The organism is Pseudomonas fluorescens, assembly GCF_001708445.1.
In the GTDB taxonomy this organism is placed as follows: domain Bacteria; phylum Pseudomonadota; class Gammaproteobacteria; order Pseudomonadales; family Pseudomonadaceae; genus Aquipseudomonas; species Aquipseudomonas gorinensis.
Genome location: NZ_CP015637.1, coordinates 2696991 through 2718505, shown reverse-complemented (window position 1 = coordinate 2718505; position 21515 = coordinate 2696991). Strand labels below are relative to the sequence as shown.

At 61.9% G+C, this 21515-nt stretch carries 20 protein-coding genes; 8 read left to right on the top strand and 12 right to left on the bottom strand.

Annotation, left to right across the window (positions count from 1 at the left end):
• Positions 1-17 precede the first annotated feature (17 nt).
• Both A7317_RS12120 and A7317_RS12115 read left to right on the top strand, forming a co-directional pair.
• Positions 18-2132, top strand: a complete 2115-nt coding sequence (locus tag A7317_RS12120; protein ID WP_041160934.1) for a PQQ-dependent dehydrogenase, methanol/ethanol family — start codon at positions 18-20, stop codon at positions 2130-2132.
• 87 nt (positions 2133-2219) lie between these two features.
• A complete protein-coding gene (locus A7317_RS12115; protein WP_024075340.1) occupies positions 2220-3074 on the top strand; it encodes a transporter in 855 nt (284 codons plus the stop codon).
• A gap of 44 nt (positions 3075-3118) precedes the next feature.
• On the opposite strand, the gene A7317_RS12110 is transcribed toward A7317_RS12115, so the two are convergent.
• Entirely contained in the window at positions 3119-4606 is a 1488-nt protein-coding gene (locus A7317_RS12110; RefSeq protein WP_069075903.1) for an aldehyde dehydrogenase family protein, read from the bottom strand.
• Positions 4607-4878: 272 nt separating this feature from the next.
• On the opposite strand from A7317_RS12110, the gene A7317_RS12105 reads away from it, so the two are divergent.
• Positions 4879-6048 carry a p-hydroxyphenylacetate 3-hydroxylase oxygenase component gene (locus A7317_RS12105; RefSeq protein WP_069075902.1) on the top strand — a complete coding sequence of 390 codons (1170 nt, stop codon included), beginning with the start codon at positions 4879-4881 and terminating at the stop codon, positions 6046-6048.
• Between the two features lie 65 nt (positions 6049-6113).
• Positions 6114-7055: a p-hydroxyphenylacetate 3-hydroxylase reductase component gene (locus tag A7317_RS12100; protein WP_069075901.1), complete on the top strand. Its 942-nt coding sequence runs from the start codon at positions 6114-6116 to the stop codon at positions 7053-7055.
• A gap of 127 nt (positions 7056-7182) precedes the next feature.
• Here the strand turns inward: A7317_RS12100 and A7317_RS12095 are convergent, their stop codons facing one another.
• From A7317_RS12095 to A7317_RS12080, 4 genes are all read right to left on the bottom strand, one after another.
• Positions 7183-8289 (bottom strand): class II histone deacetylase, encoded by a 1107-nt coding sequence (locus A7317_RS12095; RefSeq protein ID WP_081329188.1) that lies wholly within the window; start codon positions 8287-8289, stop codon positions 7183-7185.
• 34 nt (positions 8290-8323) lie between these two features.
• Positions 8324-9487 carry an MFS transporter gene (locus A7317_RS12090; RefSeq protein ID WP_069075899.1) on the bottom strand — a complete coding sequence of 388 codons (1164 nt, stop codon included), beginning with the start codon at positions 9485-9487 and terminating at the stop codon, positions 8324-8326.
• A 22-nt stretch (positions 9488-9509) separates the two neighbouring features.
• On the bottom strand, positions 9510-10385 hold the full coding sequence (locus A7317_RS12085; RefSeq protein ID WP_069075898.1) for a transporter: 876 nt from the start codon (positions 10383-10385) through the stop codon (positions 9510-9512).
• A gap of 139 nt (positions 10386-10524) precedes the next feature.
• Positions 10525-11502 carry a helix-turn-helix transcriptional regulator gene (locus A7317_RS12080; RefSeq protein ID WP_024075347.1) on the bottom strand — a complete coding sequence of 326 codons (978 nt, stop codon included), beginning with the start codon at positions 11500-11502 and terminating at the stop codon, positions 10525-10527.
• A 267-nt stretch (positions 11503-11769) separates the two neighbouring features.
• On the opposite strand from A7317_RS12080, the gene A7317_RS12075 reads away from it, so the two are divergent.
• Positions 11770-12795 (top strand): IS110 family transposase, encoded by a 1026-nt coding sequence (locus A7317_RS12075; protein WP_024074122.1) that lies wholly within the window; start codon positions 11770-11772, stop codon positions 12793-12795.
• 354 nt (positions 12796-13149) lie between these two features.
• Here the strand turns inward: A7317_RS12075 and A7317_RS12070 are convergent, their stop codons facing one another.
• Positions 13150-13743, bottom strand: coding sequence for a TetR/AcrR family transcriptional regulator (locus A7317_RS12070; RefSeq protein ID WP_069075897.1), 594 nt, complete (start codon positions 13741-13743; stop codon positions 13150-13152).
• A 72-nt stretch (positions 13744-13815) separates the two neighbouring features.
• On the opposite strand from A7317_RS12070, the gene A7317_RS12065 reads away from it, so the two are divergent.
• On the top strand, positions 13816-14415 hold the full coding sequence (locus A7317_RS12065) for an NAD(P)H-dependent oxidoreductase (protein WP_069075896.1): 600 nt from the start codon (positions 13816-13818) through the stop codon (positions 14413-14415).
• Between the two features lies 1 nt (position 14416).
• On the opposite strand, the gene A7317_RS12060 is transcribed toward A7317_RS12065, so the two are convergent.
• The 4 genes from A7317_RS12060 to A7317_RS12045 form a co-directional block, all read right to left on the bottom strand.
• Positions 14417-14806: a hypothetical protein gene (locus A7317_RS12060; protein ID WP_041161191.1), complete on the bottom strand. Its 390-nt coding sequence runs from the start codon at positions 14804-14806 to the stop codon at positions 14417-14419.
• A gap of 32 nt (positions 14807-14838) precedes the next feature.
• A complete protein-coding gene (gene aroA, locus A7317_RS12055) occupies positions 14839-16095 on the bottom strand; it encodes a 3-phosphoshikimate 1-carboxyvinyltransferase (protein ID WP_069075895.1) in 1257 nt (418 codons plus the stop codon).
• A 90-nt stretch (positions 16096-16185) separates the two neighbouring features.
• Complete coding sequence (locus A7317_RS12050; protein WP_069075894.1) at positions 16186-16740, bottom strand: UPF0149 family protein; 555 nt, start codon at positions 16738-16740, stop codon at positions 16186-16188.
• Positions 16741-16780: 40 nt separating this feature from the next.
• Positions 16781-18070, bottom strand: coding sequence for a chloride channel protein (locus tag A7317_RS12045; protein WP_069075893.1), 1290 nt, complete (start codon positions 18068-18070; stop codon positions 16781-16783).
• 191 nt (positions 18071-18261) lie between these two features.
• Between A7317_RS12045 and A7317_RS12040 the strand changes: the two genes are divergently transcribed.
• Both A7317_RS12040 and nudC read left to right on the top strand, forming a co-directional pair.
• Positions 18262-19074 (top strand): crotonase/enoyl-CoA hydratase family protein, encoded by an 813-nt coding sequence (locus A7317_RS12040; RefSeq protein WP_069075892.1) that lies wholly within the window; start codon positions 18262-18264, stop codon positions 19072-19074.
• A 5-nt stretch (positions 19075-19079) separates the two neighbouring features.
• The gene (nudC, locus tag A7317_RS12035; protein WP_069075891.1) at positions 19080-19913 is read left to right on the top strand and encodes an NAD(+) diphosphatase; all 834 of its coding nucleotides are present in this window, start codon (positions 19080-19082) and stop codon (positions 19911-19913) included.
• On the opposite strand, the gene A7317_RS12030 is transcribed toward nudC, so the two are convergent.
• Complete coding sequence (locus tag A7317_RS12030; RefSeq protein WP_041161192.1) at positions 19881-20660, bottom strand: TSUP family transporter; 780 nt, start codon at positions 20658-20660, stop codon at positions 19881-19883. The two genes, nudC and A7317_RS12030, sit on opposite strands and share 33 nt — an antisense overlap.
• A 137-nt stretch (positions 20661-20797) precedes the next feature.
• A complete protein-coding gene (gene pcsA, locus A7317_RS12025) occupies positions 20798-21514 on the bottom strand; it encodes a phosphatidylcholine synthase (protein ID WP_024075186.1) in 717 nt (238 codons plus the stop codon).
• Position 21515 lies beyond the last annotated feature (1 nt).

Below are 21515 nucleotides of genomic sequence, written 5' to 3'. Positions count from 1 at the left end.
GCTGGAGAAAAATAAAAATGAGAACACGGAGCTTGCTGATCGGCAGCCCTTTACTGATGGCTGCGTTGTGCCCGGGTGTGTGGGCGGGTCCGGCGCAGGTCGACGGTCGGCGCATCATCGCCGCCGACCAGGAGCCAGGCAACTGGATGAGCCACGGCCGCACCTACGACGAGCAACGCTACAGCCCGCTCGATAGCGTCAATGCCGACAACGTCGGGCAGTTGGGCATGGCCTGGACGACGAAACTGGATATCGACAGCGGCACCGAAGCCACGCCGCTGGTGGTCGATGGGGTGATGTACACCACCGGGGCTTTCAGCATTGTCTATGCGATCAATGCCGCCACCGGCGAGTTGCTCTGGAAATATGACCCTAAAGTCCCGCCCGAAAACCTTAGCCAGGGCTGCTGCGGCCCGGTCAATCGGGGCGTGGCGGTGTGGCAGGGCAAGGTCTATGTGGGCAGTTTTGATGGTCGCTTGATTGCCCTGGATGCGGCGAATGGTCAGCCGGTGTGGAGCGTCGACACCATCATCGATCGCACCAAGAGCTACTCGATCACAGGCGCGCCGCGCATCGTCAAGGGCAAGGTGCTGATCGGCAATGGCGGCGCCGAGTTTGGCGTACGCGGCTACGTCACGGCTTACGACGCCGAGACCGGCCAACAGGTATGGCGTTTCTACACGGTGCCGGGTGATCCGAAACTGCCACCGGAAAACCCGGCCATGGCCAAGGCGATGAAGACCTGGGACGGCGATGGCTGGGTCAAATGGGGCGGCGGCGGTACCGTCTGGGACTCCATGGCCTACGACCCCGAGCTTGATCTTCTTTATGTGGGCACGGGCAACGGTTCACCCTGGAACTACCAGTTCCGTACCAATGGCAAGGGCGACAACCTCTACGTCTCGTCGATCCTGGCGCTGCGGCCAGACACCGGCGAATACGTGTGGCACTACCAGATCACCCCGCAAGACCAGTGGGATTTCACCGCGACCCAGCACATGATCCTCGCCGACATCAAGATCGACGGCACCCTGCGCAAGGTGATCATGCAGGCGCCGAAAAACGGCTTTTTCTACGTTCTGGATCGCACTAACGGCCAACTGCTGTCGGCGAAGAATTTCGTCCCGGTCAACTGGGCCAGCGGTATCGACATGAAAACCGGACGCCCGATCCTGACCGGTGCGGCCGACTATTCCAAAGCGCCGAAAGTGGTGCAGCCCAGCTTTCTCGGTGGGCACAACTGGCACCCCATGTCGTTCAGCCCTAAGACCGGCTACGTCTACATCCCGGCCCAGTACACCTTGGCCGAACTCAAGGCCGCGAAGGCACCGATGTTCTTGTCGAACAAGTCAGTGGTGAACTTCGGGCTGGATGTGCCGGACCTGCCTGAAGACCCGAAAGCCTTGAATAAAATCCGTGACGCCTGGAGCGGTGAGCTGATCGCCTGGGACCCGGTCAAGCAGCAGGCCGCCTGGAAGCAGCCTTATATCAGCGCCGGCAACGGCGGCACACTGGCCACGGCGGGCAACCTGGTGTTCCAGGGCACGGCCGATGGCCGCGTGGTCGCCTACCGCGCCGACACCGGCAAGCCATTGTGGGAGCATCGCGCCAACTCCGGGGTGATGGCCGGGCCTGTCACCTATACCGTCAAGGGGGAGCAATACGTGGCGTTCTCGGTGGGATGGGGCGGGATCATCCCCTTGCTCACCGGGCCGTTGACCAATAAGGGCAAGGTGCGCGCCGAATCACGGGTGATAGCCTTCAAGCTGGGCGCCCACGGCGAACTGCCGCCCCCCAAGGTTGCCCCGGTATTGCCGACCACCCACCAGGCCCTCACGGCAACCCCTGAGCAACTGGCGCAGGCGCGCGGCCTGTTCAACGGGTTGTGTGCAGGTTGCCATGGCCTCAACGCGATCAGTGGCGGTGTGGTGCCGGACCTGCGCTACCTGGACGACAACAAGCACGCGGCGTTCCCGGCGTTTGTCAGCGGCGCGCTGATCACCCGCGGGATGCCGAACTTCTCCGACATTCTCCAGCGCGAAGACATGGAGTTGATCCGTCAATACCTGGTCAAGCGCACCCAGGATCTGCAAGCCGACCTCAAGGCTGCCGGGCACGTCGACGCCCACTGATTCCCCGTTGTTTCACCTGTGCCTGGCGACTCCCCACGGAGTCGTCATGGCGAAGCCATGCCCCCAATAACAATAAAGAGACCCGCCATGAAAGCACTCAATACCCTGACACTGAGCACACTTCTCGCCAGCCTGGCCCCTTTGGCCCAGGCCGATGTCAAACCCGATCCGGGCGACTACACGGCGCTGCCCCAAGGCACGGACGTGGTGGTGTTGTACCAGCAGAATCCGCGCGGGGATAAGGTGTACTCCGGCGGCAGGAAAGTCGCCGACAACCTCGACCTTGACCTCACCGTCGGGGTGCTGCGGCTGATTCACTTCACCGAGTTCTTCAACACTGGGCTGACCTGGGACCCCCAGATCGTCATCCCCTTCGGCTACCAGAAGACCGGCGCCACCGACAGCAAGCATTCGGGGCTGGGGGATATCACTTTCGGTGGCACGGTGTGGACCATCGCCGACCTGGCCAAGAACGAACACCTGGGCTGGTCGGTATTCGTCACCGCGCCGACCGGCAGCGAGAAGAACCAGGGCTTTGCCTTGAGCAGCAACCGCTGGGCCCTGGATTTCCAGGTCGGTTACATCAAGGGGCTTACCGATAAAATCACCTGGGATGTGATCGCCGAAACCGAGTTCTACGACGAGCAGCGTTCCACCGATGCGAAAAAGGATCCCTTGCTGCAATTGCACAACCACCTGCGCTACAACTTCACCCCGGACACTTACGCTGCGGTCTCCTACCGGCATAACTGGGGCGCGCGCGAGACCCTTGACCATGAAACCCTGGCCACCAGCCGCAGCAACGGCACGCTGGGCTTCACCGTGGCGACCATGCTGGGCAAGCAGGTGCAGGTGATGGGGCAGTTGATGCATGACACGTCGGTGCGCGAGGGCGTGAAGATTGATAATTCGCTGCAGTTTCGCCTGGCGTACTTCTACTGAGCCAAGGGTTGCCCGGCATGGACACGGTCCATGCCGGCGCCGGATCAATAGCGAATCATCACCGATTTGAGTTCGGTGTAATCGTCGATAAATGCTGAGCCGAATTCGCGCCCGATCCCCGATGACTTGACGCCGCCAAAGGGTACGGCCGGATCCAGCAGGGTGTGCATGTTCACCCACACCGTCCCGGCATGGATGGCCGGTACCATGCGCAGCGCCTTGCTCAGGTCATTGGTCCAGAGGCTGGCACTCAAGCCATAGGGCGTGTGGTTCATCAGCGCCAGCAACTCTTCTTCGGTGTCGTAGGGCAAGAACGTGGCAATCGGGCCGAAGGTTTCCTCGTTGAGCAAGCTGTCGTTGAGGCTGTTGGCGAGGATCACGGTCGGCTCGACATAGCAGCCGGGACGATCCATGGGCTTGCCGCCGTGAATGATCGTATTGTTTTCGGCACGGGCCTTGGCAAAAAAACCTTCGAGCTTGCGTTGGTGCTGGCGGTTGGTGACCGGGCCGAATTCAGTGCGTTCATCCAGCGGCGAACCGATGTGCAGTTTGCCCAGACGCTCGGACAGCCGAGCCATGAGCGGCTCGATCTGCGAGCGATGGGCGAAAAAGCGTTCAGCCGCGGCGCAGATCTGCCCGGAGTGCAGGAAACCCGCCTCGATGATGCCGTTGACTGCCGTGTCGAGGTCCACATCGCGCAGGAACCCCGCCGAGTTTTTCCCGCCCAGTTCCAGGGTCGCGCGGGTCAATCCTGCGCTGGCCGCACTGCGGCCTACGGCGATGCCGGTCGGCACCGAGCCGGTGAATGACACCTTATCGGTCCCTGGGTGTTCAACCAGTGCCTGGCCGACCCGACCGCTTCCGGTCAACACGTTCAGGGCCCCGGCAGGCAAGCCCGCGTCGACTGCCAGTTCGGCGATGCGCAGGATGGTCAGCGGGGTGAATTCACTGGGCTTGATGATAATGCTGCAGCCGGTGACCAACGCCGAGGCGAGTTTCCAGATGGCGATCATGGTCGAAAAATTCCACGGCACGATGCCCACCACCACGCCAACCGGTTCGCGCAGAGTGAACGCGGTATAGCGTTCGCCGGCAAAGGAGGGCAGGGACGGGGTGAGGGTCTGGCCGCTGATTTTGGTGGCCCAGCCGGCGTAGTAACGCAGGAAGTGCGCGGCCTGGTCCACTTCGAAGGCGCGGGAGACCTGGATGATCTTGCCGGACTGGCACGTCTCGATCTGGGCCAGTTCCTCGCGGTTGCGTTCCAGCAGGTCGGCAAGCTTGAGCAGCACGTTGCCGCGCACGGCCGGGGCCACTTGGGACCATTGCTGGAAGCCACGACGAGCGGACTCCACCGCCGCGTCGACGTCGGCAGTGTCCGCATCGGCGACGTGGGCGATCACCTGGTCGGTGGCGGGGTTGATGACTTCCAGGGTCTGGCTGGAATGGCTCTGCACGTAGCCGCCATCGATAAACAGCGTATGGCGACGACGCAGGAAGGCTTCGACTTGGGGCAGGAGGGGGATGTCGGTCATGGGGTTTTCCTGGTGGCGAACAAGGGCAAACGGGGAGGTTAATCAACCGCTGCCACGTCGGCTTGACTGTGACTGCCTGGCGCCATGCCTGTGCCTGCCATCGGCGCGCCAGTCGTGTTGGCGGGGCGCGGCCAGCGCCCATGAAAAGTACAATTTTGCATCTGGAAGGTGCATTTTCCGGACATGCCGCTCACCGCATACTGAGCCTGCAGCCGGCGCCGCCCCTCGATAATGGAAGGCCGCCGGACATCCAATAATAAGCAGGGCCCTCCATGAAAAAGCCAAACCCGCTCCTCGAAGACCTCAAGTCCATTCTGCCGACCATTGCCGCCAATGCGTTCAAGGCGGAGCAAGACCGCAGGGTCCCCGACGAAAACATCGCGCTGCTCAAAGGCATCGGCCTGCACCGTGCTTTTCAGCCCCGTGCCTTCGGTGGCATGGAGATCTCCCTGCCGCAATTTGCCGATTGCATCGCCTTGCTCGCCGGAGCCTGCGCCAGCACGGCCTGGGCGATGAGCCTGCTGTGCACCCACAGTCATCAACTGGCAATGTTTTCCGCGCAGTTGCAGCAGGAAGTCTGGGGCGAGGACCCCAATGCAACCGCGAGCAGCAGCATCGCGCCGTTCGGCCGCACCGAAGAGGTCGACGGGGGCGTGTTGTTCAGCGGCGAGATGGGCTGGAGCAGTGGCTGTGACCATGCCGAGTGGGCGATTGTCGGTTTCCGGCGCAAGAATGCCGAAGGCACCCAGGACTATTGCTTTGCCGTGCTGCCGCGCAGCGACTATCAGATTCGCGATGACTGGTTTGCCGCCGGCATGAAAGGCAGTGGCACCAAGACCCTGATCATCGACAACGCCTGGGTGCCGGAGCACCGCATCCAGAAAGCCAAGGACATGATGGAAGGCAAGTCCGCAGGCTTCGGCTTGTACCCGGACAGCAAGATTTTCTACTCGCCGTACCGTCCTTACTTTGCCAGCGGTTTCTCCACCGTCAGCCTGGGGGTTGCCGAGCGCATGCTGGAGGTCTTCCGCGAAAAAACCAAAACGCGCGTGCGTGCCTACACCGGGGCCGCGGTGGGTGCGGCTACACCCGCACTGATGCGCCTGGCCGAGTCGACGCACCAGGTCGCCGCGGCCCGGGCCTTTCTAGAAAAGACCTGGCAGGAACACGCCGAGCACAGTGAGCAGCAGCGCTATCCGAGCCGTGAAACCCTGGCGTTCTGGCGCACCAACCAGGCCTATGCGACCAAAATGTGCATCCAGGCCGTGGACCGTCTGTTCGAGGCCGCTGGCGGCAATGCCTGGTTCGAGCACAACGAGATGCAGCGCCTGTTCCGTGACTCGCACATGACCGGTGCCCATGCCTACACCGACTACGACGTCTGCGCGCAGATCCTGGGTCGTGAGTTGATGGGCCTCGAGCCCGATCCCAGCATGATCTGAGTCATTCGCCCTACGCGCCATAACAATAATCAGGGCTGCTTGTGCAAGCAGTCCGGGAGTCTTGCATGTCTGATAAATTTTCTGCGTCTTTCGACCCTCGCGCCTTTCGCCGGGCCCTGGGCAACTTTGCCACTGGCGTCACCGTGGTGACGGCGGCCGACGCCAGCGGGCGCAAGGTCGGTGTGACGGCCAACAGTTTCAACTCGGTGTCCCTTGACCCTCCGTTGGTGCTGTGGAGTATCGACAAACGTTCCAACAGCCATGAGGTGTTCGAGGAGGCCAGTCATTTTGCCGTCAACGTGCTGGCGGCGGACCAGATCGACCTCTCCAATAACTTCGCCCGACCCAAGGAGAATCGCTTCGCCGAGATCGAGTACGAATCGGGGGAGGGCGGCTCGCCAGTGTTTGCCGACTGCGCGGCTCGTTTTCATTGCGAGAAGTACCAGCAGGTCGACGGTGGTGACCATTGGATCATGATTGGCAAGGTGGTGGCGTTCGACGATTTCGGTCGCTCGCCGTTGCTGTATCACCAGGGGGCTTACTCCATGGTCTTGCCCCATACCCGAATGACCCAGCGCGATGAAAACCAGGCCCCGAGCAGCCATTTCCAGGGGCGTCTCAGCCATAACCTGTATTACTTGATGACCCAGGCGGTGCGCGCCTACCAGTCCAGCTACCAGCCTCGGCAACTGTCCACTGGCCTGCGTACCAGCGAGGCGCGCATGCTGATGGTGCTGGAAAACGACGCCAGGCTGAGCCCCAATGATCTGTTGCGTGAGGTGGCGATGCCTGTTCGGGAAATCGATGAGGCCGTCGCCAACCTCAAGCGCAAGGGGCTGGTAAACGACGATGACAACGGCGTACGTCTGACGGCGGCCGGTATCGAGCAGACCGAAGACCTTTGGGCGATCGCGCAGGCGCAACAAGAGAAAGTCTTTGCCGAATTCAGCGAAGCGCAGATCGAAACGTTCAAGACCGTGTTGAAGCGACTGATCAGCCACTGCTGACTGCCAGCCCAAGCGCGTTTGATCTTTAGCGGCAACCAATAAAAATCCGACGCCTGTGATGGCATCGGATTTTTTTGCGTCAGGTTCGGCCCCGCGAACTGACCCGCAACGTTGTCAGCATCCAGGCTCAGCGTGCTTCGGCCAGCGCATCGATCCAGTGCCGCTGAAACGCCGCAAGCGCTTCCTTCGGTTGCTGCAACTGCACAAATTCCAGCATGGGATCAGCCACTTCAGTCCGGACGCCCGCCAGTTCCTCAATGGCGGCTAATCCGCAAAACGGCACATACGCTTCGGAATACCCGCCTTCATGCACCAGCACGAGACGGCCTTGACACAGGCGTTCGGCGGCTTTGCGCACGCAGCGGGTCATTTGCCGGAACGAGTCGCTGTGCAACAGCATCCGGGCCAGCGGGTCGACGGCGTTGGCGTCGTAACCGCAGGCGACGATGATCAACTCTGGCTCAAAACGCTCCAGCGCCGGCATCACGATGCGCTGCATCGCGTAGAGGTAAGCCTCATGACCGCTGCCGGGGGGCAACGGAATATTGATATTCGCTCCCAATCCCGCGCCACGGCCGCGATCGGCTTCACCGCTGTAACCCGCAGGAAAGCAGCCGTCTTGATGCAGCGAAATGGTCAGCACGTCGGCACGCTCTTCGAAGATGGATTGCGTACCGTTGCCGTGGTGCACGTCCCAGTCGATCACCGCGACTTTGCCCAATCCACGCTGGGCTTTGGCGGCCTCGATGGCGATGGCGATATTGGCCAGGAAGCAGAAGCCCATGGCGCTGTCGGCGAGGCAGTGGTGGCCCGGTGGGCGTGACAGGGAATAGGCATTGTCGACCTCGCCGGACAGCACCGCGTCCACCGCGGCCATGGCCAGGCCGGCGGAGAGTCTGGCTATTTCATAACTGTCGGGCCCGATGGGCGCGTTCTGCCCCAATTCGCCGCCCCCGGCATCGCTCATGGCCTTGAAACGTTGCAGGTAGCCAGGCGTATGCACCCGCAGCAGGTCCTCATGCGTTGCCGGATTGGCGCTTTGTACCTGCAGGTGTCGGGTCAGGCCGGAAACGTCCAGCAGGCTCTTCAACCGGCGTTTGGTTTCCGGCGATTCGGCGTGGCCGGCAGCGGCAGGCGGTTGCACCCAACCTCCTACGGGCAAGGTCAAGGCGTGCAGTCCAGCGCTGTGCCAAAGGCTGAGTTCGTCGAAGAAAAATGCACTTTTTCGGCTCATCGTCGTTTCCATTTTTTTTGGGTAAAAGGGCTGCTCATGCGCTAGGGCGGCAACTCAGAATCAACACCAGTGACAGCAAGGTGATGCAGGCCCCGCCGATCAGCAGCGATTGAAAGTCGCCACTGGCTTCGATCAGCCGCCCAGCCACACTCGGGCCGATGGCCAGGCCGCCACCGATCACCAGGTTGGAGGCGTTCATCAGTTTTCCGGAGCGGTCGAGGTCGGCCAGGCAGGCCAGAATCAACGGCAGGATGAAGGTCCAGGTGAACTTGAACAGCAGCGCGGCCAATGCAAAACGCAGCATGTCGGGTTGGCCCAGCAACAACAGCACCGAGCCTGCCATCACCGCATAACCGAGCAGCAGCAACAGCAGGCGTGGCAGACGATTGCCGATCAGCGAGGCACAACCGGCGCCGACAATGCCTGTCATCGTGGCGATGGCAAGGATCTCGCCGCTGGACTCGGCAGAGAGGCCGGCGCGTGTGCTGATGGAACCGATAAAGGTCCAGACGCCGCTCAGGCTGATGTAAAAACTCAGGATGCCAAGAATGCCCAGTGCGGCCTTCCACTTCGAGGCGAGGGCTACTCGCTCGGCGACTTTTGCAGGCGGCGGGCTGCCCTGGGGGAAATAACGAGCCAGTGGCAGAAAAACGGTCATCAGTCCGGCGAGGATCAAGTAACAGGCCGACAGCCCGTAGTGTTCGAACAGGCGTGGCAGGATGCTCAAACCCAGCGCCCCGACCACCAGTTGCCCCATCACCCATAAGCCATAGACGCGTCCGGGGTTGGACGTCGAGGCCGCGCTGGACAGGCAGATAATCATCAATGAACCGCCGGCCAGGGCGCTGCAGAAGCGCAATGCCAGAAGCATCGGGTAATCGTGGGCCAGTATCGACAACAGGTTGGCTGCAATAAACACAACCCCGGCCGCCAATGCGGCGCGGCGCCAGTCGACACGTTTGAGCCACCAGAGCGCGGGCAGGGTGGCCAGGCTCATGGCACCCAGTTCAGTGGAGAACAGATCGCCGATCTGTGAGGCGCTCAACTGCCATTGAGTCGCCAGTTGCGCCGCCACTGCCGGTGCGGTCATGAGGATGGTCGGGGTGATGGCGGCAAACAGCACAATGGCGGCCAGCAATGCCAGTTGCGATGAAGCGAGGGAACGCTGATGGGGCAGCGGTTTGGTCTGGGTGTTCATGGTCAAGCTCCGATGAATGAATTCAGAACACATGGACCAGGCGCAGCAGCGCGTCGGTGCCGTGATAGCCGTTGTCGGTGGCGACGTTCTGCGAGAGGCTGAACATCAATTGATTCTGTTGATCGAGCCAATGACCGACTTCGAAACCCACCTGGGTGTAGCGCTTGTGGGTGTCGTCGATGCGCTGGTCATTGATGCGCAGCTCGCCGCCATCGGCGTGGATCAGTCGCAACGCGCCATAGGTGCTTGGGGTGAAGTCGTAGGAGGCAAAGGCTTGCAGTCGATACAGCGGGTCCTGTTTCAGGTCGCTGCCGAAGTAGTCGTCGTTCTTGCCATAAAGCTGGGCTTCGAGGTTGGCTTCCAGCACCCATTTTTCACCGATGCCCTGGGTGTAGTTGTAAACGAAGGTGGCGCCCCAGCGATTGGCGCCGGGCGACACATCTGGATGGTTGCTGTGGTACTCACCCACCGGCAGGGTAATCAGGCTCAGCAGTCCGCTGTAGGTGCGCGAGGCGGGGTCGTTGATGAAGAACACTGTGCCGCCGACCTGAGGATCACCGAATCCGCTTTCTCCAGTGTGCTGGCTGGCACCCGGCAGGCGGGCGTTGATGTCGGCGAAGGGCACGATGAACTGTGGCGTGCAGAGCGTGCCGCAGATGTCGGTGAAAAAGACCTGGCGATAAGCCACAGCGTTGACCTTCAGGTCGGCCTTGCCGGTGCTGTCGGCCGGGCCGTGGAAATCGCCGGCGCGGCTTGCCGGCAAATACAGTACGCCCAGGGTGGTGCCCGAGGGCGCGCCAAAAAAATCCCGGGCGTTGAGGTCGGCAGCGCCAGCGTGCAGGCTCGACAGACCACTGATGAGGGCCAGTGCGGTGTTGCGGGTGAAGGTCCTGGTCATGGGTATTGCATCTCTTCTTTGAGTTGTTGTGCGGCGAACGGATCGCCCGTCATTGGCAGAGGGGCAAAAAAAAAGCGCAAAAGCGCCCCGTGGCGGTCAAAAGGACCGCGAAAAAGTCAGCGCGAGTCAGCGGTGCAGATCAGTCAGGCGGGGCGTGCAGCAGATGAGCTATTCGGGCTTTGTCCTTGACCCCGAGTTTGCTGTAGATGGCGCGGATGTGGTGGCGCACGGTATTGGGTGACATGCCCAGATCGCGGGCGACTTCCTTGTAGGTCTTGCCTTCGCCGAAGCCCTGGGCCACATCGTTTTCCCGTGGGCTCAGTTGCACCAGCACCGTGCGGCTGCGGGCTGCCAGCAGGAACAGGTCACCGACCGTCGAAGCCTCGACCTGCAAGTGCTTGCCTTCATACCCCTGGGCGTCCATCGCCACCGGTAGGCAAGGGCCGGTCCAGTCCGGCCATTCGCTCAGCAGCAAGTCGACGAAGCCACGTTCCGCGCAGTGCAGTGTGCCGCGCTGGTCGCATACGGCGAGCGCCAGATTGCGCGGGCTGGTGAGGGTTTCGCGCATGGCCACCAGGGTGCGGATCTGATTGGCCGATACCGCCGCTACCAGATGCAGCATGAGGTTGTTCAGCAACAGGCAATCCTGACCGGTAAAGCACGGTGCGTCGGGAGCGCGATAGACCGTGAGGTGATCACTGAGGTGGGTTTGCGGGTCGACGTACGCAACGCACAGCAATTGGCCAATGCCATACAGCTCGCCGAGCCAGTTGAGCCCAGGACCGCTGGCGGGGTTGCGCATGTCGACGATGACCGCTTGTCCCAGGTTGTCGTGGACCTTGCCGACGGTCACGTCGATATGACGAATCGATTGCCAGTCCGGCAGGTAGCTGCGGGGCAATTTGTAGAGGTAGGAGTGGTGTTCTTCAGGCAACCCGTCAATCAGTGCCGCACGGCCCCACCAGGCACTGTCGAAGGGCAACAGTTGGCTGATGCAGCTCAGCGCGGCGTGATGGAAATGCTCGATATCTTTGTTCTGCGCCAGGCGCTGAAGCTCCAGTGTTATCGCGCTGAACGCTTCCAGGAGGCTGGCATGTCCATGATCATGACGGCTCATTCGTAGGTACCTCTGTGCGACATTCTTATTGTTTTCGTCACGAAGTCATTAAGGACCGGAACGTCGTCTGGACGTGGGCAGGGCCTGGGGATGAGTATCAGCGGTTTGAAAGAGGATCGCTATCCTACAGATGCACGATGGATCGTATGACTGACGGCTGCGGGCATCGGCTGTCGCGCAAACGCAACCGGGCTAATGAGATGGTCACCCCCACACCCTGCGAGGGCTACGCTTTCGCAAGGTGTTTTGTTTTTGGAGGCCATCATCATGAGCGAGTCAGCGCTGATCGGGATCGATCTCGGCAAACATAATTTCCACCTTCTGGGCCAAGACAAATCGGGCCGCGAGGTGTTTCGCAAAAAGCTCTCGCGAGCGCAGATGATGCGGTTCTTCGGCAACTTGCCGAGCTGCGTCGTGGTAACGGAAGCCTGTGCCGGCTCTCACTTCATCGCCCGTCAGCTTGCGGCGATGGGGCATACGACCAAGTTGATTTCACCGCAGTTTGTCCGCCCTTTCGTCAAGGGCAACAAAAATGACTTTATCGACGCAGAGGCCATTTGCGAGGCGGCTTCCCGTCCGTCCATGCGCTTCGTTACGCCTAAAACCGAGTCTCAGCAAACCCTGTCTGTCCTGCATCGCATGCGCGAGTCGTTGGTGCATGACCGCACCAAGACAGCCAATCAGATGCACGGTTTCCTGCTGGAATTTGGCATCAGCCTGCCCAAAGGCTCAGCCATCATGAAGCGTTTGGCAGCTGTTTTGGCCGAGCATGAGCTGCCTGTGCGGCTGACAGTGCTGTTGCAACGCCTGCACGATCACTTCGTTTACCTGGATGAACAGATCAAGGAACTGGACAAACAACTGGCTTGCCAGCTGGCCGACGATGATCTGGGGAGCCGTTTGCTTAGCATGCCGTGTGTCGGTCCGATCACCGCCAGCCTTCTGGCTGTAGAAATGGGCGATGGCAAGCAATACCGATGCAGTCGCGATTTTGCGGCTTCAGTGGGCTTGGTGCCGCGACAGTACAGCACGGGCGGCAAAGCCAATTTGTTGGGGATCAGCAAGCGGGGTGACAAGCACCTGCGGCAACTGCTGGTGCAATGCTCCAGGGTTTACATGCAGAGGCTGGATCATCAGAAGGGGGCTTTGGCCGACTGGGTGCGAGCGCTGCTGCGCCGACGACACTCGAATGTGGTGGCCTGTGCCCTGGCCAACAAACTGGCGCGTATCGCTTGGGCGATAGCGGCTCACCATGCGCAATATGAAGCAGGGCCAGACGCCTTGAACGCCTGACCCTGCGGTTGTTGCAGTACCACAATTCACCCTTCAGGTTTTGCGATAGCTGAACAACGGATGACGTGAACGGCCTACCGGCCTGGCGAAGATCCTGACATAAAAATCGGCTTCAGAAGCCGACGGGCTTTTAAGGATCGTCAGGCGCGACTCTCATCGTGGCGCTGGGGCAAGCCCCAAACAGACGCCGGATAGATTTAAGCAAGCCAACCACATCGCCCGTTAATCAGTATTGCAAAAATGGGGGGACGCGTGTTTCCTGAATCAACGCGGCGCCTGTGAGTTCTTCGCGAGCAAGCTCGCTCCTACAAAAAAGCCTTAACTGGACAGCATCAGGGCAAGCCCGTCCAGTCTTCAGCTCCGTGAGCGATTGACCATCGCCAGAATCGTCGCCAGCAACTCCTGTTGCGCCTCTTCACGGCTGATTTCGCCACTGGCGGCTGCGTGGGACAACGCTTCCGCGGCACCCAGCATCGCCCGCAATCCTGCCTGTGATACCTGGCCAAAGGGCGCCAGCGCGGCGCGGCATTTGTCGAGAAAGATCGCCTCGTATTTGCGCTTGAGCGCTTCCAGCTCCGGCGAGCTGCTCAGTGCCGCAATCACCCCCGGAATTTCCCGGCCCTGCAATAACACGCAATCGACATAGCACGAGGCAATCACCCCTGCGCGCTCTTCCAAGGTCGCGCTGCTGGCGTCGAGGGCCTCGGCAAACACCTGGGTCTGACGCCCGTCGAAGTCTTCATACAGCGCGGCGAGCAACCCGGCGCGGGTGACGAAATGGTCGTAGACCACCGGCTTGGTCACGCCCGCCAGTTCCGCCAGGCGGCCCAGGGTCAGCGCTTCGGTGCCTTCCTCGCGCACCAGTTGCCAGGCCACATCCAATAATTGGCGCAGGCGATCTTCACGGGACAGGCGACGACGTGGGGCAGGGGATTCAAGGCTTGACATGCTTATATACCAAAAGTAATTTATCTGCGTTAACTTACTAAAAGTAGATTAAACCGAAAGGGAGTCAAAGTCATGCACGCACTCATCGTCGTTGCCCATCACGACCCACAATCGCTCACCCACGCCGTGGCCGCGCAGGTGGCTGCCGGGCTGACTGCGGCGGGCCACAGCTTCGAAATCGCCGACCTCGCCGCCGAAGGCTTCGACCCGCGCTACGCCGCCGCCGATCACCTGGTGCACCGTATCCGCGCTACGCCGCCGGCCGACGTATTGGCCGAACAAGCGCGCATCGACCGTGCCGATGCGCTGGTGATAGCGTTCCCGATCTACTGGTGGTCCATGCCGGCGTTGCTCAAGGGCTGGGTCGACCGCGTTTTCGTCAACGGCTGGGCAATCGACTACGGCCCCGCCACGCCCGTGGTGAAAAAGCTGCGCCACTTGCGTGTGCACCTGCTGGCCCTAGGCGCCGCCGATGAAAGCGCCTTTGATCGACATGGCTATGCCAAGGCGATGCGCACGCAAATCGACTACGGGATCTTTGATTACTGCGGGGCCCAGGTGGTGACGTCGGAGCTGTTGCTGGAGTCGGAAGATGGCGCGGCGACCGCGCATCTGCAAACGGCCAAGGCGGTGGGGCAGAGACTGTTCGAGGCCGAGACGGTTGCCGTTTGATTCAACCTTCGCGAAACAGATCGTGGGCGTCCAGCAGGCGGTAGGCAATTTCCGGGTTTTTCTCCAGGCCCCGACGAATCGCCGCCGGGATCGATTGTCGGGTCTTGCGGCACATGCCGGGCAGTTCGTCGATCACGATCTGAATCCCGCGCATGCTCTTGACCTCGGTGTGCCCCGGCGCGATGTGCACGCGAATGCCCAACAGTTCGTACATCCGCTGCTGCATACGTTCCAGGTCTTGCAGGTTCTGCAGGTTTTCAAGGCGTTCGAGCAGGCGTTTTTCTTCCTGGCGGGTCAGGCTGAGAATGCGCAGGTCGGCGCCGGGGGCTTGCAGCAACTGTTCGCGATCGCAGACGCAGGCGCCGGGTGGGCAGGGTTGGCGAATCGTCATGTTCATTCCCTCCCCATTCCGACGCGTTTTCCTCAGTAAGTCAGCGCCACACCGAGGCTGCCCAAGGCCTTCCAGTACTCAGGATAGGTCTTGGCCACGCAGTCCGGGTCTTGAATCCTGATGCCCGAGACCTTCAGCCCGGCGAGGGCAAAGCACATGGCAATGCGATGGTCGGCGTGGGTGTCGATCAGGGCGTTGCACGACGTGCCGGCCAACGCCGGGTCGGCGGCGACCAGCAAGTCGTCGCCTTCAATGCTCGCCAGGCCCGGACGAATCTCGTTCAGGCCGTCATGCAGCGCCTGCACCCGATCACATTCCTTGACCCGCAGGTTGGCCAGTTCGGTGAAGCGTACCGGGGTGTTGTTGAACGCGGCCAGCACGGCCAGGGTGGGGATCGCATCCTGCATCTGCGAACCGACCACCGTGGCCTGCATGTGCGGGAACTGGGCAATCACGGCCTGGGCCTTGGCGTCCGGCTGGGTGAAGTCCTGCGCGGCCACGCCGATGTCGATGCGGCCGCCGGTCAACACTTCGGCAGCCCACAGGTACGTGGCGGCGGAAGCGTCGGGCTCGATCAGGTAGTCATGGGCGGTGTAGCCGGTGGGGGCCACGCGCCAGGTCGTGTCGTCGACCACCTCGACCTGCGCGCCGAACGCACGCATGCAGTCCAGGGTCAGGTCCACATACCCACGGGCGCCGATATCCTTGCCGGTCAGCGCCACTTCAATCGGCGCTTTGCCGCAGGCTGCGAGCATCAGCAGGGCCGAGACGTACTGGCTGGACAAGCCGCCATCGATCTCGAAGCGCTTGGCCTGGACCTTGCCGACGCCGTGCACGGTCACCGGGGGGCAGCCGGTCGGGCTCTCGACCTGGATGCCGTTCTCACGCAGGGTCGCCAGCAGCGGGCCGATCGGGCGTTTTTGCATGTAGTCGTCGCCGTCCAGCACCACGGTGCCTTGCACGGTGGCCACGGCGGCGGTGAGGAAGCGCATGGCGGTGCCGGCGTTGCCGAGGAACAGCGGTTGCGCCGGCAATTGCAGCTTGCCTGAACCGGTGACCACGAAGGTGGTGTCGTCCGGCTCATCGATGATCACGCCCATTTGGCGTAGGGCCACCGACATGTGCCGGGTGTCATCACTCTTCAGTGCGCCGCTCAGGCGACTGGTGCCGGTGGCCAGGGCCGCCAGCAGCAGGGCGCGGTTGGTAATGGATTTGGAGCCGGGGGGCGCGACCTTGCCAGTGAGGGGGAAATTGGGCGGTGTAACGGTCACGGTTTTCTGCGAACTCAAGGTACAAGGCTCCTGATTCAGGCAAGGTGGTACGGAGTGGCCGACGGGCGGACCCGAATAATCGGGCATAGACGCCACGCTTGTCGAGGCTTAGCGCTGGGCGAGCCAGTAATCGTGCAGCGCCCGGGCGGCCGGTTCGATTGCGCTGGCGCGCTGCTGATGGGCCTGTACATCGAGGTCGGCCGGCAACTCGAAGTTGTCCTGTTCGGCGCACCAGGAGATTTTCTCCAGGTTCGCGGCCTGTTCAGCGGGCAGGTCCGGCCAGTTGCCGATCGCGGCACCGCGGATATAGCCAAAGCACCATTCTTCGGCGAGGGTCACGGTTTGCCCCTGATGCTCGGTGTCATCGAAGCGCGCCTTGAAACCCTGGGCATCGGTGGCCAACTGTGTGGCGAGGGCGTTCATATGGCGTACGCACAGTTCGAGGAACTGCTTGGCTTGCTCGGCGCTTTCCCAGTCCGGGTTTTGCCCACCCCAGATCGCCGGAAACCATTCGGCGATATCCACCTGCGCCGGGCTGGACACCAAGGCCGTGAAGTAGCCGTCGAGCTCAGCCAGGTTCAGCACCGAATGGTCATCGCCGTACTGGAGCAGGGTGTCTTCGATAAATTCGAAATCGGCGGGGGTGAGGGGGTGGGTGAGCATGGGCATGTCCTTAAACGTCGAGCGCCGCTGATGGGGCGGCTTAAAGCGCGCAGGATGGCGCTTGGGCCGGCTTTTTTCCAGCACTTTCCCAGCGTTGGCACAGCTTGCTCACGCAGACCGCACCCACCACCGCGAGAATAATCGGTACCAGGAAGTCATGCTCGATACGGGTGAATTCCGCCACCAGCACGATCGCTGTCAGCGGCATGCTCATGCTGGCGGCCAGGAAAGCGGCCGCGCCGATGATCGCGAAAGCCCCCAACGGTACCCCCGGCCACGCCAGGCTCCAGGCGCCGCCGAGGATAATCGCCAGTAGCGCGCCGTTGGCCAGGCCGGGCGTCAACAGCCCGCCCTCGGCTCCGGCGCGCAGGCTGCTGGTGGTGATCAGGACCTTGACCAGCAGCAACAGCGCGGCCAGGCCGATCGTCAGTTCATTGTCGAAGCCCAATTGCGCCGGGCCTTTGCCATTGCCGAGGATTTGCGGCAGCAGCATCGCCAGGCCGCCGATGAGCGTGAAATTAATCAAGCACAGCACCGGCAGGCGCCAGCCGCGCGCGGCGTTCGCCCGCGCGGCGCCGGTCAGGCGCGTGAAACCGTAGGCGGCCATGCCAAACAGCGGCCCGCAGACCACGGCCCAGGCGATCAATGCCGGGCTCAGGACAAAATGCGGCACCACGTACTGCGCCTCCGCTCCCAACCCGATCCAGGCCACGGCCGCACCAATGGCCGAGGTCGCCAGGGCGATCAGCGCCGCGGGCCAACTGAACGCGCCCACCAGCACCTCCAGCACAAACACCGCGCCGCCCAGCGGCACGTTGTACACCGCCGCCAGGCCCGCGCCCGCGCCACAGGCAACGATCAAACGGTGCATATCCGGGGTCAGCCGCGCGCGTTGCGACAACCAACTGCCGGCCAGTGCGCCGACCTCGCGCGGCGCCACTTCACGGCCCAGGGGCGATCCCAGCGCCACGGTGACGATCTGCAACAGGGCGTGGGCGAGGGTGGTCTTGGGCGGCATGATCGGCATCGTGGATGACACCGCCTGCTTGATGCTCACCAGCGGGCGACCATAGCGATACACGGCCCACCAACCCAGGCCGGCGACCAGGCCGCACACCACCAACACCTGCAAGCGCCGCTCGGGGGGCGCGGCAGTGACACCCCGCAGAAAGGTTTCATGCCCGACCAGGCTGTCGAGGCTGTAGCCGTAGGCCAGGTGTTGAATGCCATGCAGCAGCAACGCCAGGAGCATCCCGCCCAGGCCGGCGCCAATGCCGGTGAACACGACCACCAGGGCCAGAATCAACGATGAGCGAAACGTGGACGGCATAAACGACTCCAGACAGTGCCCCAGAGTGTATAGCCGATAAACCGTCGGGCCTGGATGAAATGTATCGGCGTGCCGTCAACCCTGCGCCACTGCATTCAATGGCTTTTACCAGTCCTGTTTTTGGCCGATGCGCCCTTGTGCACCCTTGTTATAGTCTGGCCTTTCTCAATCGCCAGCCAGGGATCACTGCCATGTCCGAATACCAAGCTTTCGTCGTCGAACTCATCGGTAACGTTGCCCATGTGCAGATCAACCGCCCGGAAAAGATCAACGCGATGAACGCGGCGTTCTGGACCGAGATCATCGATATCTTCCAATGGGTGGAAGACACCGACGCCGTGCGCGCCGTGGTACTCAGCGGTGCCGGCAAGCACTTTTCGTCCGGTATCGACCTGATGATGCTGGCCTCGGTGGCCAATGCGTTCGGCAAGGACGTGGGCCGTAACGCACGCCTGCTGCGCCGCAAGATCCTTGAGTTGCAAGCCTCGTTCAACGCCGTCGACAACTGCCGCAAGCCGGTGCTGGCGGCGATCCAGGGTTACTGCATTGGGGGGGCCATCGACCTGATCAGCGCCTGCGACATGCGTTACGCCGCCGAGGACGCGCAATTCTCCATCAAGGAAATCGACATCGGCATGGCCGCTGACGTCGGCACCCTGCAACGCCTGCCGCGCATTATCGGCGACGGCATGCTGCGTGAGCTGGCCTATACCGGCCGCGCGTTCAGTGCCGAGGAAGCGCGCAGCATCGGCCTGGTCAATCGCGTGTATGCCGACCAGCAAAGCCTATTGGCCGGCGTCCTGGAAATCGCCCATGAAATCGCCGCCAAATCGCCGATCGCCGTGACCGGTACCAAGGCCATGATCAGCTACATGCGTGACCATACGGTCAATGACGGCCTGGAATACGTTGCCACCTGGAACTCGGCTATGTTGCAATCCAACGACCTGCGCGTGGCCATCGCGGCCCATATGAGCAAGCAGAAACCCGAATTCGTGGATTGACTGACATGACCCCAGGCTGGATTACCACTACGCTGCTGGACAACCAAACCCCCGGTGGCTGGGCTGTCGCCCGCAGCCGCGACGGCTTTTTGCATGACACCAACGGCCCGCTGTTCCCACGGGAATGGCTCAAGCGCCAAGACCTTTCGGTGTTCGCCGAACACGGTATCGGCCACCTCGACGGCGAGCCGGTGTACCTGCTGGAGCTCAACGCCGCCAGCGAGGTCCCCGGCTGCAGTTGGCAGGGCCTGCGCGGCTTCATGTTGCAAGGTGATCACCGGCTTTACAAAGTGTTGGGCTATGCCGCGCAGATCGGTACCTGGGCCCGGGAACACCGGTTCTGCGGGAGTTGCGGGCAGGCCATGGTCCAGGTGCCCCGTGAGCGAGCGATGTTCTGTGAGGCCTGTGACCTGCGCAGCTACCCGCGTATCTCGCCAAGCATGATCGTGCTGGTGACCCGCGGTGATGAGATCCTGCTGGCGCGTTCGCCACGCTTTGTGCCTGGGGTGTACAGCACGTTGGCGGGGTTTGCCGAACCGGGTGAGTCGGCCGAAGACTGCTTGATCCGTGAAGTGCGCGAAGAAGTGCAGGTGGAGGTGCGCAACATCCAGTACATGGGCAGCCAGTGCTGGCCGTTCCCTCACTCGATGATGCTGGGCTTCCATGCCGAGTACGCCGGCGGCGATATCGTGCCCCAGGCTGACGAAATCGAGGACGCGCAGTGGTTCAACATCCACGACCTGCCGCCGTTGCCGGCGTCACGCTCGATTGCGCGCTACCTGATCGACCTGTACGTCGCGCGTCGCTTAGGCCACGCTGAACCAGTGCTGCCAGGCTAGGCGTACAGTCAGGCCAAGGACCACGGTGATAAACACCGGGCGAATGAATTTGGCGCCGCCGCTGATTGCGCTGCGTGCGCCAAAGAATGCGCCGCACATCACCGAGATGCCCATGGCCAGGCCGACGATCCAATCCACCGAGCCGTTGAAGATAAACACCGACAGCGCCGCCGCGTTGCTGACGAAGTTCATGCTGCGCGCCACGCCGCTGGCCTTCACCAGGTCGATGGGGTGCAGCAGCATTGTGCTCACGGTCCAGAACGCGCCCGTACCTGGCCCGGCTACGCCATCATAGAAACCCAGGCCAAAGCCTTGGGTGCTTTGCCATTTCTTCTTGATCGGGGCATCGGCATCCAGCGCAGCCTTGGGTGTGCCACCGAATAACAGGTACAGGCCACAGCCAAAGACAATGACCGGCAGCATCTTGTTCAGGGTTTCGGCGGGCAGGTAGTGGGCGACCACGGCCCCGGCCAGTGCGCCGACCAAGGTGCCGACGATGGCGTGCACCCATTGGCGCGGGTGGAACAGCTTGCGTCGGTAGAAGGTGAAGCTGGCGGTGGCTGAGCCGAAGGTGGAACTGAGCTTGTTGGTGCCCAACACCAGGTGAGGCGGCATGCCCGCGGTGAGCAGGGCCGGGGTGGTGAGCAACCCACCGCCGCCGGCGATGGCGTCGATGAAGCCGGCGATAAAGGCCACGACGGCCAGAATGGCGAGGGTGGTGAGGTCTACGCTGAGTTCGAAAGGCATTGGGCAGGGCTTAATGGTGGCAGGGCGCAGCAAAAGCGCTGTGCGAAGGGCCGCCATCTTACCTGCCTGAGGTACGCAGAACCAAATGTGGGAGGGCCAGCCCCCTCCCTCCCACATGTTTTACCGTGCCTGCTTGGCTATTTGTGCGTGCCCAGCCACTCCAGCGCCGTGCGCCAGATGCAAATCCCGAGGAAATACGCCGACATCAGCGACCACAAGCCGAATGTCCACGGGTTGGTATTGGGGTAATCCACCACCATCAAAAAGCTGCACAGCAACCAGATCGTGGTCACCGCGATGTTGATCGGCATGAAGCGCTTGACCCGGAACGGATGCAAAAACTTCATCGGCGTCACGGTCAGCAGCGCCAGGCCGATCACGGTCAACAAGGTCACCCAGGCGTCTGGCTGGATGATATACACGCAGAGGGCAACCACATTCCACGCGGCCGGGAAGCCGACGAAGTAGTTGTCCTTGCTCTTCATGTTCACGTTGCAGAAGCAGAACAACGACGACACCAGGATCACCGACACCGTGAACAAGTGGGTGAAGTCCGGCAGGTCGATATAGCGATAGATAAACAGTGCCGGGATAAATACGTAGGTCAGGTAGTCGATCACCAGGTCCAACACCGAACCGTCAAAGCTGGGCAGTACCGTGCTGACATTCACCCGGCGAGCCAGCGAGCCATCCACGCCATCGACCACCAGCGCCAGGCCCAGCCATAGCAGGCAAGCCTTGGGTGAGTTTTCCAGCAGCGCCAGGGTGGCCAGGAAGGCCAATACCACACCGGTGGCGGTAAAGCCGTGGGCGCCCCAGGCTTTCAGTCTGGCTACATGCAGGGTCGATATCACG